The 13,794-nt window shown below is 38.8% G+C and carries 13 protein-coding genes; all 13 read left to right on the top strand.

Features of this window, described 5'->3' with window-relative positions; translation table 11 throughout:
• Positions 1-64 precede the first annotated feature (64 nt).
• On the top strand, positions 65-1,411 hold the full coding sequence (locus tag ACXAGS_RS03550) for an NAD(P)/FAD-dependent oxidoreductase (protein WP_474904565.1): 1,347 nt from the start codon (positions 65-67) through the stop codon (positions 1,409-1,411).
• Between the two features lie 19 nt (positions 1,412-1,430).
• Positions 1,431-3,035: a 4Fe-4S binding protein gene (locus tag ACXAGS_RS03545; RefSeq protein ID WP_474904563.1), complete on the top strand. Its 1,605-nt coding sequence runs from the start codon at positions 1,431-1,433 to the stop codon at positions 3,033-3,035.
• Positions 3,036-3,039: 4 nt separating this feature from the next.
• Positions 3,040-3,513, top strand: a complete 474-nt coding sequence (locus ACXAGS_RS03540; RefSeq protein WP_474904562.1) for a toxin-antitoxin system YwqK family antitoxin — start codon at positions 3,040-3,042, stop codon at positions 3,511-3,513.
• Positions 3,513-4,202: a glycosyltransferase family 2 protein gene (locus tag ACXAGS_RS03535; RefSeq protein WP_474904560.1), complete on the top strand. Its 690-nt coding sequence runs from the start codon at positions 3,513-3,515 to the stop codon at positions 4,200-4,202. The genes ACXAGS_RS03540 and ACXAGS_RS03535 overlap by 1 nt, the downstream gene beginning before the upstream one ends.
• Positions 4,203-4,204: 2 nt before the next feature.
• Entirely contained in the window at positions 4,205-5,689 is a 1,485-nt protein-coding gene (locus tag ACXAGS_RS03530; RefSeq protein WP_474904558.1) for a cellulose synthase family protein, read from the top strand.
• Positions 5,690-5,692: 3 nt separating this feature from the next.
• Positions 5,693-7,039 (top strand): polyprenol phosphomannose-dependent alpha 1,6 mannosyltransferase MptB, encoded by a 1,347-nt coding sequence (gene mptB / locus ACXAGS_RS03525; RefSeq protein WP_474904556.1) that lies wholly within the window; start codon positions 5,693-5,695, stop codon positions 7,037-7,039.
• A gap of 233 nt (positions 7,040-7,272) precedes the next feature.
• A complete protein-coding gene (locus tag ACXAGS_RS03520) occupies positions 7,273-7,890 on the top strand; it encodes a GNAT family N-acetyltransferase (protein WP_474904554.1) in 618 nt (205 codons plus the stop codon).
• A complete protein-coding gene (argG, locus tag ACXAGS_RS03515) occupies positions 7,887-9,068 on the top strand; it encodes an argininosuccinate synthase (RefSeq protein WP_474904552.1) in 1,182 nt (393 codons plus the stop codon). Before ACXAGS_RS03520 ends, argG begins: the two co-directional genes overlap by 4 nt.
• A gap of 60 nt (positions 9,069-9,128) precedes the next feature.
• Entirely contained in the window at positions 9,129-10,103 is a 975-nt protein-coding gene (gene argC / locus ACXAGS_RS03510; protein WP_474904550.1) for an N-acetyl-gamma-glutamyl-phosphate reductase, read from the top strand.
• Positions 10,104-10,126: 23 nt separating this feature from the next.
• Positions 10,127-10,921, top strand: coding sequence for a pyrroline-5-carboxylate reductase (proC, locus tag ACXAGS_RS03505; RefSeq protein ID WP_474904548.1), 795 nt, complete (start codon positions 10,127-10,129; stop codon positions 10,919-10,921).
• A gap of 40 nt (positions 10,922-10,961) precedes the next feature.
• The gene (locus ACXAGS_RS03500) at positions 10,962-12,086 is read left to right on the top strand and encodes an aspartate aminotransferase family protein (protein WP_474904547.1); all 1,125 of its coding nucleotides are present in this window, start codon (positions 10,962-10,964) and stop codon (positions 12,084-12,086) included.
• A gap of 1 nt (position 12,087) precedes the next feature.
• Entirely contained in the window at positions 12,088-12,852 is a 765-nt protein-coding gene (gene proB, locus ACXAGS_RS03495; protein ID WP_474904545.1) for a glutamate 5-kinase, read from the top strand.
• Positions 12,853-12,854: 2 nt separating this feature from the next.
• Positions 12,855-13,793: an N-acetylornithine carbamoyltransferase gene (locus tag ACXAGS_RS03490; RefSeq protein ID WP_474904544.1), complete on the top strand. Its 939-nt coding sequence runs from the start codon at positions 12,855-12,857 to the stop codon at positions 13,791-13,793.
• Position 13,794 lies beyond the last annotated feature (1 nt).

Here is a 13,794-nt window from a genome sequence, read left to right as displayed (position 1 = left end):
TATACTTGGGGTGTAAAGTTCGTAACTTTAAGTGCGACACATTTAGGAACTACAACAAACCAGCATGGATCACATTGTAATCATTGGTAATGGTATTGCAGGCGTAACAGCCGCAAGGCATATCCGGAAATTATCCAACAAACGTATTACTATCATTTCTGCAGAAACCCCCTATTTTTTTTCCCGTACAGCGCTCATGTATGTGTACATGGGACATATGAAATTTGAACACACACAGCCATATGAAAATGGGTTTTGGAATAAAAATCGCATCGATTTACTACAAGCTTTTGTAGCGAAAGTAGATACCGAAGCAAAAATTTTGCATCTGGCCAGGGGCAATACCATTAGTTATGATAAACTCATCATTGCCACGGGTTCTAAACCTAACAAATTTGGGTGGCCCGGTCAAGATTTACAAGGTGTACAGGGCTTGTATTCTAAACAAGATTTAGAACAGCTAGAAGAAAACGCTCCAAACAACCAGGTATGTAAACGCGCGGTTATTGTGGGTGGTGGCTTAATTGGTATTGAGTTAGCAGAAATGCTTCGTACAAGAGAAATTCCGGTAACTTTTTTAGTTAGAGAAGATAGTTTTTGGAATGGTGTTTTACCGGCAGGTGAATCTGCAATGATTAACGAACATATTAAAGAACACCATATAGACTTAAGATTGAGCACAAATCTGGAAACCATCATAGACGATGGGGCTGGACGGGTAAAAGCGGTAACCACGGACCAAGGTGAAACTATTGAATGCAATTTAGTAGGTTTAACAGCCGGCGTAAGCCCTAATATTGATTTCCTTAAAGATTCTGCCATTGAAACTGGCCGCGGCGTACTAGTCAACAGAAAATTAGAAACCAACATTCCAGAGGTCTATGCCATTGGCGATTGTGCAGAACAGCATACAGGTATTGGTAATAGAAGACCCGTAGAAGCTGTTTGGTACACGGGCAGGATGATGGGGGAAACCGTTGCGCAGACTATCTGCGGAAACCCTACCGAGTATAAACCAGGACACTGGTTCAACTCCGCAAAATTTTTAGACATTGAATACCAAACCTATGGTTGGGTTTTTGGCAGAAAAGGTAAACCAGAGTACGAGGCTCATTACCATTGGCGCCATCCTGAAGAAAAAATCTGTGTTACCATAGCTTATGATAAAAACACCGAGAAATTCTTAGGCATTAACACATTTGGCATGCGCATGCGTCATCAAATGTTTGATAGGTGGTTAACAGAGGGGCAAACCATAGACCATGTGATAGCACATCTCAAAGACGCGAATTTTGACCCTGAATTTTACAAGTCTTATGAACGTCTACTATTGGATGACTATAACCAAGCCAGAAATAAAAACATCAAACTAAAATCTAAAAGCCTAAAACGCATTTTTCAATTAGGTTAAGCTAAACACCAGATAAAAGATGAGTACTCTAGATAAAAGTATGGCCCTTACTGGCCAACCACCGGCAAGTTTATCCTTGCCACAAAAATTGGCCGTGGCATTGGGTATGGCTGGTTTAGGCATCATGCTTTTGGCTGCCTTAAACATAAATTTTCCTCAACAAGGTTTGTGGCTAAGTGTATCCCTACTTGCCTTGTTTACAGGTATCACTTGGTTTTCTTGGGAAGCCTATAAGAACAAACAACCTGGTATTAAGAATGATGGCGTTTGGTTCAAATCGGTCTCTAGTCGTGGACTTTGGGGATGGGTGGCAGGTATTGCCCTGACCGGATTTTACATTGTCTTATATTTTTACCCGCAATACCTTGGATTGGTCAGTGATGGTGACAATAAAGGTATTATTGCTTTGTTTGATCCCTTGAGTAAAGTCTTGAGTGGCAACCCAGCCAGCCAATGGTTCGTGTATGGTACGTTGTACACAGTGGCTATTCTAGCTTTCGGAATTAAGTTTTTATGGAAATATAGACACAACAGGTACGAGCGTTTGCGTACCGCAAGTGTAATGTTTTTTCAAACTGCTTTTGCATTTATAATTCCAGAATTAATGGCGCGCTTAAATGGCAGCTCCGTGCTTAACGGCGGTAGTTTACCGTATTATGATTTAAAGAACATCTGGCCGCTAAACTATTATAACTTTGAAGGTTACCGCATTAAAGGTTTTCTAAGTTCCGGGGAAATAGGTTTTGCCTTACTAATTTTTGGTATAGCATCAATTTTTGTTATCACCCCAATCCTAACCTATAAATATGGTAAACGCTGGTATTGCTCTTGGGTTTGTGGGTGTGGTGGCTTAGCAGAAACTGCTGGCGATGCTTTTAGACAACTGAGTGATAAATCTACCTTTGCTTGGAAAGTAGAACGTTGGGTTATACATAGTGTGGTAGTTTTTGTAACCCTTATGACTACGGCAGTTATATACTCTTATTTGGGTACCGATACCAGTAAGTATTGGCTAACCAAGTCTAGCTTCTTAATTGGCGTTGCCGTTTTCTTAACCGTAGTATTTGGTTGGGCCATGTTGTTTAAAAGAGACCAATTGCAAAAAGATGCAAAGTATGGCGCCATCGGCTATTTTGTAATCATACTTGCATTAATAGGCATGCATTATTTCAGTGGCGAAGGCAATGTGTTTTTATTTAAATCAGAATCTTTACGTAAAACATATTCCTTTTTAATTGGCAGTATTTTTTCTGGTGTTATTGGCACTGGGTTTTATCCCATTTTTGGCAACAGAGTATGGTGTCGTTTTGGGTGCCCAATGGCTGCTATACTAGGATTTCAACAGCGCATGTTTTCAAAATTTAGAATTACTACCAATGGCGGGCAATGTATTTCTTGCGGTAATTGTTCTACCTATTGCGAGATGGGTATAGACGTACGCGCATACGCTCAAAAAGGAGAAAATATTGTGCGCTCTAGCTGTGTTGGTTGTGGTATTTGTTCCGCAGTTTGCCCAAGAGGTGTTCTTAAATTAGAGAACGGCCCATTGGAGGGTAGGATAGATAGCAACCAAGTTTTGTTGGGGAACGATGTGGATTTAATGCAATTGGTTAACAAAAAATAAAACCATGAAACAATGGGTACTTTTAGTTTTTAGTTTAATAACCTTTAGCGCTAGCGCCAAAGAATATATAAAAGTATATCATGAAAATGGTGCGCTTAAAGAACAAGGTTGGATTAAGAACGATAAAAAAGTAGGCTATTGGTACCAATATCATAAAAATGGCTCGCTTGCAGCACAAGGCAAGTTCACAGATGGGCAACGCAATGGCTATTGGTTTCATTTTGATGCATGGGGTGCTAAAACCGCAGAAGGCAGGTACCAAAAAAATCAAAAGAGCGGTTGGTGGTTGTTTTATGATGATAAAGGCAACATCAACCATAAATGTCAATTACAAAAAGGCATTAAAAACGGCTATTGCTTAAAGTATCTGGATAACGATTTAAAATCGGCAGAAAAATATAGCAATGGTAAAAAAATCAAAGAATGGTTTAGCTTTGCCAGCTTTAAAAGAGAAAATAACCTAGCCGATTTAAAATAATGCCCGTATTAAAAGTTATTATTCCCGCTTACAATGAGGCGGATTCTATAGGCAAGGTCATTGCAGAAATACCAGCTATTGTTACAGAAGTTATTGTGGTCAACAACAACTCTACGGACCAAACCGTAGCAGTAGCCAAACAAGCAGGCGCCACTGTACTTACAGAAACCAGAAAAGGTTATGGCTATGCTTGCCTTTGTGGATTAAATTATGTGGCATCCACATCCAACACCCCGGATATTATCGTATTTCTAGACGGAGATTATTCTGATTATCCAGAAGAACTAGACAAAATTGTAGCTCCCATTTTAGAAGAAGATATGGATTTAGTTATTGGTGCAAGAAAAAAATCACTCCGTGAGCCTGGGTCAATGACTCCGCAACAAGTTTTTGGCAATGCTTTGGCTACATTTTTAATGCGATTATTTTTTGGTGCAAAATTTACGGATTTAGGACCTTTTAGGGCTATTAAATACGAAAAACTCAAAGAATTACAAATGCAAGACACCACCTACGGATGGACGGTAGAAATGCAATTGAAAGCAATACGTAAAAAATTGAAATACAAAGAGGTACCCGTTCGTTACAAACAACGAATAGGTGTCTCAAAAGTTTCAGGAACCGTAAAAGGTACTATATTTGCAGGCATAAAAATATTGGGTTGGATTTTTAAATACAGCATTAAATAATCATGGGAATTACAATCGCTTACATCATCATCGCTATCTATAGCATCGCCTTGATTTTAATTTTTTGCTACAGCTTGGCGCAGTTAAACCTGCTAATCAACTACCTAAGCAATAAAAGACAGAATGAAGAGGCTCCAAAATACAATCTTTTGGATCCAAAAGAGATTCCTTTTGTAACCATACAATTACCAGTTTACAATGAGGAATATGTAATGGAACGTCTATTGGACAATATTGCCAAAATAGAATATCCAAAGAGTAAATTAGAAATTCAGGTTTTAGATGATTCAACAGACGACTCTGTGGTAGATACTGCTGCCCGCGTTCAAGAATTAAAAGAAACCGGATTAGACATACAACACATAAGAAGGGAAAACCGGGTAGGTTTTAAGGCCGGCGCACTTAAAGAAGGTTTAGAAATTGCCAAAGGTGATTTTATTGCCATTTTTGATGCGGACTTTCTACCAGAAACGGACTGGCTTAAGAAAACGGTTCCTTATTTTAAAGACCCTGAAATTGGCGTGGTACAAACCCGTTGGGGACACATCAATAGAGATTACTCTACCCTTACCAGAATACAAGCCTTTGCTTTGGATGCACATTTTACCTTAGAACAGGTTGGCAGAAACGCAAAAGGGCATTTTATCAACTTTAATGGTACGGCAGGTATCTGGCGTAAAGATTGTATCCTAGACGCAGGTAACTGGGAAGGAGACACCCTTACAGAAGATTTAGATTTAAGCTACCGTGCACAGTTAAAGAACTGGAAGTTTAAGTATTTAGAAGACGTAGAAACTCCAGCAGAATTACCGGTGGTAATGAGTGCTGCACGTTCACAACAATTCCGTTGGAACAAAGGTGGCGCAGAAAACTTTAGAAAAACGGTTTGGAGTGTTGTCTCTTCTAAAAACATCAACTTTAAAACCAAATTTCATGGGGTAATGCACTTGCTAAACAGCTCCATGTTCCTTTGCGTATTTATAGTAGCGGTTTTAAGTGTACCTATGCTCATCATCAAGAATACTTTTGGCCATTTGGCTTGGGTGTTTGAGGTGACTAGCTTTTTCATTGCTAGTACAGTAATCTTATTTTTCTGCTATTGGTTCACCTATAAAAGTATACAAGGCAGCGGTTTTGATAAGTTTATAGACTACGTAAAGCTATTTTTTACGTTCTTCTCTGTAGCCCTAGGATTGTCTTTACACAATGCTTTGGCGGTAATAGAAGGCCATATGGGTAAAAAGAGTGAGTTTGTACGCACACCAAAATTCAATATTAATAGCTTATCCGATAGTTGGAAGGGCAACAAATACCTTGCTAAAAAACTATCGCCTAACATGATTTTGGAGTTTGCCCTCATGTTATATTTCTTATATGGCATGTACATAGCTATTCCGTTTAATGATTATGGATTGTTCCCATTTCATTTAATGTTGTTCTTAGGTTTTGGCTTTGTATTCTTTAAATCCCTGACGGCTAAGGCATAATCCATGCTTACGTATTGGAAACTCCATAAATTCCCAATCCTAATGGTATTGGGTAGTATGGCGTTCTACTATATTTTCGGCTACCAGTTGGTACGGGAAGATTTTATTCGCCTTATCATCTTAGTAGCCGCTTTGTTTTTTTTCTTATTTAAATTGATGCAATTAGAACGATGGAATTTTAAATTTCTACTGGTTGCTGGAATAGCATTTAGAGCGATATTTCTTTTTAGCTCGCCTAATTTATCTCAAGATTTTTACCGTTTTATTTGGGACGGCCAGCTTATTTTAAAAGGCATTAACCCCTACCTATTTACCCCAAACGAATTATTTTCACAGCTCGATGCTACTTTTCATAACAAAGAATTGCTGCATCAAGCTATGGGCAGTTTAAGTGCGAAGCATTACAGTAATTATCCGCCATTAAATCAACTACTCTTCACTATAGCCGTTTTTTTAGGTTTTGGTAGTGTAAAAGGTGGTATTATCGCATTACGTTTACTAATAATATCGGCAGATATTGGTGTTTTATGGATAGGTAAAAAGTTATTGCAACACAACAATTTGTCTCCCCACTTAATCTTTTGGTATTTTCTTAATCCCTTAATACTAATAGAACTTACCGGCAATCTACATTTTGAAGGTGTTATGTTCTTTCTCTTCATTGCTGGCATTTACCTCTTACAAAAGCAACAACTTATTTTTGCGGGCCTCGTTTATGCTATGGCCATTCTTCTTAAATTGGTTCCGCTTTTATTTTTACCGCTTTTTTTACCTTTTCTAGGACTTAAAAAATCAGCAGTATTCTATACAAGTATCGCAGTTAGTTGTGTGTTGCTCTTTTTGCCTTTTTACACAGAACATTTTACCGCTAATTACAGCAAAACCATCGCCTTATGGTTTTCTAATTTTGAATTTAATGCTAGCATCTATAATGCATCAGAATACATAGCTACAACTTATTTTGATGCTAAACCCTGGTTGTTTATAAAAAGCTATGGTAAAGTGGTACCAATACTTACAATTGGCATTGCCCTTGTTCTTTTACTTTTTAAGCGAATGAAAAGCGTAGGCGGTCTACTAACAGGTATGCTTATACTCATAAGTAGTTATTACTTTTTAACAAGCACCATACATCCGTGGTATCTTGTATTCCCAATTGGCCTTTGCTTGTTTACTACGTATAGGTTTCCATTACTTTGGTCTGCCACCGTATTTTTAAGTTACTATACCTATTCACAGCCAGATTTTAAAGAATATTTACCACTCCTCTTTGTTGAATATATTTTGGTGTTCGGCTACATGACCTACGAAATATTAAAAAACCGAAACAAAACGTTTCATTTTCGTTAAAAATTTAGAATTAGTTAGGTCAGCTTCTCACTATTTGTACATTTACATCAACAATGAAAGAACAAAGACACATACCAGTATCTAGAAACGCGAGCATCCCGTCTCCCGTTCGTCCTTTCCATACACGCCGCCGTCGCCCGTAAGGGTGCAATTCTATTATTGGGATTAGGTGAGTCCAATCCCGTATTTCACAGCAAACAAATTCATTTTTAAATTTAATTCATACGCCAACGATGAAAATTGTTGTAGCCAACGCATCGCATTTACAATATGCAACAATCATTAGCGAGACTATTACAGACTCTGCCAAGGTTCGCGGTACGGGTATAGCCAAACGTACACCAGAATATATTGCGCAACGTCTTAGAAATGGCAACGCTATCATTGCCTTAGATGGTGATAAATTTGCTGGCTTCTGTTATATAGAAGTTTGGGGCAATAAAGACTTTGTGGCCAATTCTGGTCTTATTGTGCACCCGGACTATAGAGGCGAAGGTCTTGCCAGCAAGATAAAACAGCGCATTTTTGAATTATCCCGAGAAAAATTCCCAGATGCCAAAATTTTTGGTATTACCACGGGGCTTGCGGTAATGAAAATGAATTATGCCTTGGGGTATAAGCCAGTAACTTTTTCTGAATTAACAGACGACCCAGAATTCTGGAAAGGCTGCCAAACCTGTAAAAATTTTGACATTCTAACTCGTACAGAACGCAAAATGTGTTTGTGCACGGGAATGTTGTATGACCCACAGGCAAAAGAAAATCAAAAACATAAAAACCTAAATAACAAAGCATTTGAACGACTTAAAAGTATCAAGGATAAAATGCTAGTAAAGAAGAAAGAAAAATGAAAAAACTTGTATTGGCTTATAGTGGCGGATTAGATACATCCTATTGCGCCATGAATTTATCTAAAGAGCATGGTTTTGAAGTACACGCGGTAAGCGTTAACACAGGTGGTTTTTCACCAGAAGAAATTAAAACCATAGAAGAAAAAGCATTGGCTTTGGGGGCCAGCACCTATACTTCTATAGATGCCGTACAGAATTTTTATGATAAAGTAGTTAAATACCTCATTTTTGGCAATGTACTTAGAAACAACACCTACCCACTTTCTGTAAGTGCAGAACGTATTGTACAAGCGGTAGAAATTGTAGAACACGCCAAAAAAATTGGGGCTAAATATATTGCACACGGTAGTACCGGAGCGGGTAACGACCAAGTACGTTTTGATATGATTTTTCAAACGCTTGCTCCTGAAATTGAAATTATAACTCCTATTAGGGATAACAAACTCGCAAGAGAAGAAGAGATTGCTTATTTACAAGCTAATGGCGTAGATTATTCTTGGGAAAAAGCTAAATATTCCATTAACAGGGGACTTTGGGGTACTTCTGTAGGCGGTGAGGAAACCTTGACCAGTGAAAAACCATTACCAGACAGTGCTTACCCTAGTCAACTACAAGAAAAGGAACCTACACAAGTAAGTCTTTCTTTTGAAAAAGGCGAATTGGTAGCGATTAATGGCGAAAAGGATTCACCCGTTGCCAATATTGAAAAATTAGAAGCTCTTGCCAACAAATATGCCATTGGTAGGGACATTCACGTGGGTGATACTATCATAGGAATTAAAGGCAGGGTTGGTTTTGAAGCAGCCGCACCATTAATTATCTTAAAAGCCCACCATTTGCTAGAGAAGCACACCTTGAGTAAGTGGCAGCAATTTCAAAAAGAGCAGCTAGGTAACTTTTATGGTATGTTGTTACATGAGGGCAACTACCTAGACGAAGTAATGCGCAACATAGAAGCTTTTTTAACCGATACACAAAAGAATGTAACGGGCGAGGTTTTTGTTAGCTTGTACCCTTTCCAATTTAGATTAGACGGAATTAAATCGCCCAACGATTTAATGAATGCCTCTTTTGGCAGCTATGGGGAAATGAACAAAGGTTGGACTGCAGATGACGCCAAAGGCTTTATTAAAATCTTATCCAATCCGGGTAAAATATCTAATCACGTAAACGGCTAAACTTACAGCGTATCATTCTAGGAAAAAATAAAGACCTAATGACTCAAAATATATTTTATAATGGCTAAAATTGGAATAATAGGAGGCTCTGGCTACACAGGAGGCGAGTTGATTCGTTTGCTGCTAAACCATAGCGATGTCACTATAGATTTTGTATACAGCACTACCAGAGCTGGTAAAAAAATTAGTAGTGCCCATGCCGATTTAATTGGTGCTACCGACCTTACCTTTACCGGAGAAGTTAACACCCAAGTAGATGTGGTTTTCTTGTGCTTAGGGCATGGCAATTCCAGCAACTTTTTAAAGGAACATAAATTTTCTGAAGAAACACTTCTAATCGACTTGAGTAATGATTTTAGGCTTCAAGCAGATGCTACTTTTCAAGGAAGAACCTATGTTTATGGTTTGCCTGAACTGAACAAAGAAGCGATTAAAAAAACAGATGCGCTGGCTAATCCAGGTTGTTTTGCTACCGCTATACAATTAGGGTTATTGCCCTTAGCAAAAGCCGGAATGCTACAAGAAGATATTCATGTAAATGCAGTAACAGGCAGTACGGGCGCTGGTGTAAAACCAGGGGAAACCACCCATTTTAGCTGGCGAAATAACAATGTGAGCTGGTACAAACCCTTTACACATCAACATTTAGGGGAAATTGGCGAAAGCTTAAATTCTTTTGGCAACCCTACAGGTAAAATTTATTTTTTACCCAATCGCGGCAATTTTACTAGAGGTATATTGGCAACCACCTATACCAAATTCAATGGTAGTGTTGAAGAAGCAAAAAGCTTATTTTCAGATTTCTACAAGGAGGCCAAATTTACCCAAGTGGTAGATGACCCCATTCATTTAAAACAAGTGGTGAATACCAATAATTGCCATATTCACTTGCACAAACATGATGATATTTTGCTGGTAACCTCTGCCATAGACAACCTATTAAAAGGTGCTTCTGGACAAGCCGTGCAAAACATGAATTTAATGCTAGGTTTTAAAGAAACCAAAGGATTAAAATTAAAGGCAGGCGTATTTTAAAAACCAAACCGTAAAACTTTACCATGAAAATTGCAATTATAGGAACTGGGAACTTAGGCCAATCTATTGCCAATGGCATTCTAAATTCTAATGGTGCAACCAGTATGTACCTTACCAAACGTAATCCTGAAAAATTAAAGCATTTTGAAGATTACAGTAATGTAACCGTTACGGCTAGTAACGAAGAAGCGGTCACTAATTCAGATATTCTAATTTTTGCCGTTCAACCAGGTCATTTTGAGGCTATTTTGTATGATATTAAAGACCAACTCACTGAAAAACATGTGGTAATTAGTGTAATTACCGGCTTTCCAATTTCCAGAATTGAGTCTATCATTGGTGCAGACAAATACATATTACGTTGTATGCCCAACACCGCTATTTCCGTAGGCAAATCCATGACCTGTATTTGTAGTAACGGCGTTGGTAAAAAACGAGTGGACTTAGCCAAAGCTATTTTTAATCGGATGGGACATACCTTGGAAATTCCAGAAGAGCAAATGCAAGCGGCAACCGTAATTTGTGCCAGTGGAATTGCCTTTTGGATGCGTTTAATACGTGCAACCACACAAGGTGCCATACAGTTAGGGTTCGAGTCTAAGGAAGCGCAAGAATTGGCCATGCATACCTGTAACGGTGCAGCAGCTTTATTAATTGAAACTGGCAACCATCCAGAGCAAGAAATAGACCGTGTAACTACTCCCAAAGGTTGTACTATTGAAGGTTTGAATGAAATGGAACATCAGGGATTGAGCTCTTCCCTAATCCAAGGTATTGTAAGCTCTTACAAAAAAATTAGTGACATAAAAAACAACTAGACTTAGGTTATATAGCCCAATAACTAGAAAAACCAACAGCATGAAATTATTTGATGTTTACCCTTTATATGATGTTACCCCTGTAAGCGCAAAAGGCATTGAGGTGATTGATGATAAGGGTCAAAAATATTACGATTTTTACGGCGGCCATGCCGTGATTTCTATTGGGCATTCCCACCCACATTATGTTAATATGCTTACCGACCAATTGCAACAAATTGGTTTTTATAGCAACTCTATTAAAAATCCGTTGCAAGAAGCGTTGGCAAAGAAACTAGGCCAGCTTTCCGGTTGTGAAGATTACAACTTATTCTTATGCAATTCTGGAGCAGAAGCCAATGAGAACGCCTTGAAAATGGCATCTTTCCATACCGGGAAATCCAAGGTCTTGGCATTTAAAAAAGCCTTTCATGGGCGTACCTCAGCTGCGGTGGCTACAACTGATAATCCAAAAATAAATGCACCTATAAATCAACAACAGAGGGTAACTTTTATTGATTTTAACGATGCCGAAAGCCTGAAAAAAGAACTAGCTTCTGGTGACTATTGTGCGGTTATTTTAGAAGCCATACAAGGGGTTGGTGGTTTGGATGAACCTACTACCGAATTTTACCAGCTTATTCAAAATGAATGCAAAAACCACGGTGTAGTACTTATTGCAGACGAAGTACAGGCCGGTTTTGGTAGAAGCGGTAAATTCTTTGGATTTCAACACCATAATATTAAACCAGATATTATCTCAATTGCCAAAGGTATGGGCAATGGATTTCCGGTAGGTGGTATTTTAATTCATGAAGATATTAAGGCTTCTTATGGCTTGCTGGGCACTACTTTTGGTGGCAACCATCTTGCTTGTGCCGCTACCCTAGCGGTTTTAGAAGTTATAGAAAAAGAAAACCTGTTAACCAATGTGCAAGCCATGGGTGCCTACTTCACAGCCGAGGCAGCCAAAATTCCGCAAGTAAAAAAGGTAAAAGGGAGAGGGTTAATGTTAGGGCTTGAGTTTGATTTTGAAGTAGCGGAACTTCGCAAAAAACTCATATTTAATCAGCATGTATTTACGGGCGGCGCAGCCAATAAACAGGTACTTCGGTTCTTGCCGGCGTTAACCATTGGTAAAGCAGAAATCGATTTGTTCTTTAATGCGCTTAAAGCGGAATTGTAGCATGAAAAAGCGCGTTCTCATCAAAATTGGTTCTAACACACTGACCAAAGAAACAGACCAGATATCCCGTGGTAAAATAGAGGATATAGGTCGGCAATTGGCGGCATTAAAGGACCAATATGAATTCATCCTGGTCTGCTCTGGAGCTATTGCAACAGCAAAGCAATTTGTGCAATTAGAACATACCGGTAAAGACATTAATGTTAAGCAAGCCTTGGCAGCTATTGGTCAACCCCGATTGATGCATATTTTTCAAGAGAATTTTAGAGAACTGGGCTTATTCACATCGCAATGCTTGTTTTCATATTCGGACCTACAGGATGACAAATCGCGCCAAAACATAAAAAACACCATTGATGTGCTACTACAAAACAACGTAGTACCCATCATTAATGAAAACGACACTGTAGCCACAGACGAGATTAAATTTGGCGATAACGATAAGCTGGCGGCCTACACCGCAGCTTTTGTAGAAGCAGATTTACTTATAATCGCTACCAATACCAATGGCGTGTATAGCAAAGCATCTATGGAAAATGGAACACCGGAAACCATTTTAGAAGTGCATGATCTGCAAGCCATGCAAAAGGAAATTAGCACAGCAAAATCGTCTCACGGAACAGGTGGCATGCAATCAAAAATAGAAGCTTCGGCAATAGCACAAGAAGCACATATAGAAACTTGGATAGTGAATGGCTTATTGGATAATTTTATCCTAGATAGTTTTAATGCCAAACAGCCTTTCACCAAAATAATAGCAACATAACAATGAAGCATTACTTACATATCAACGATTTAGACAGTTTACAACAAACGGTACAAGAAGCTATCGAACTAAAAAAAGAACCCACCCAGTTTAAACAACTAGGTGCTGGCAAAACCATTTGCTTGTTGTTCTTTAACAATAGCCTACGTACCCGTTTAAGCACACAAAAAGCTGCCATAAATTTAGGATTGGATACTATTGTAATGAATTTTGGTAGTGAAGGTTGGCAGTTAGAGTTTGAAGAAGGTGCCGTAATGGACCAAGGCAAAGCAGAACACGTAAAAGAAGCAGCACAAGTAGTGAGCCAATATGCCGATATTGTAGCGATACGTGCCTTTGCTGGTTTAACCGACAAAGAAGCCGATGAGGCCGAGTTGGTCTTAAACGCTTTTAAAAAATACGCGAACATTCCCGTAGTAAATATGGAAAGTTCTGTTGGTCACCCCTTACAAGCATTGGCAGATGCCATCACTTTAGAAGAAAACAAAGTTGCCCAAAAACCTAAAGTAGTTTTGTCTTGGGCACCACACCCACGTGCTTTGCCGCATGCGGTTGCCAATAGTTTTGTTGAGATGATGAAATTGCAAGATGCCGATTTTGTAATTACCCATCCAGAAGGGTATGAGCTAAACCCAGAAGTAACAAAAGGATGTAAAATTGTGCACGACCAAGAAGAAGCGCTCAAAAATGCGAATTTTGTATACGTAAAAAACTGGAGCAATTACCAAGATTACGGTAAAGTAAAAAACACCGATAGCAATTGGATGATGACCAAAGAAAAATTGGGGAAGGCCAAGTTTATGCACTGTTTGCCGGTACGTAGAAATGTGGTAGTAGAAGATGCTGTTATGGATAGTGACCAAAGCCTATGTATGGAACAGGCCAACAATAGAACTTATGCAGCCCAAGTGGTGCTAAAACAACTAATAAAAGACCTGTAAG

The organism is Croceivirga sp. ABH4_376 (assembly GCF_056160685.1).
Note: the sequence above shows the minus strand (reverse complement) of the source record. Positions and strands in the feature narration are given on the sequence as shown.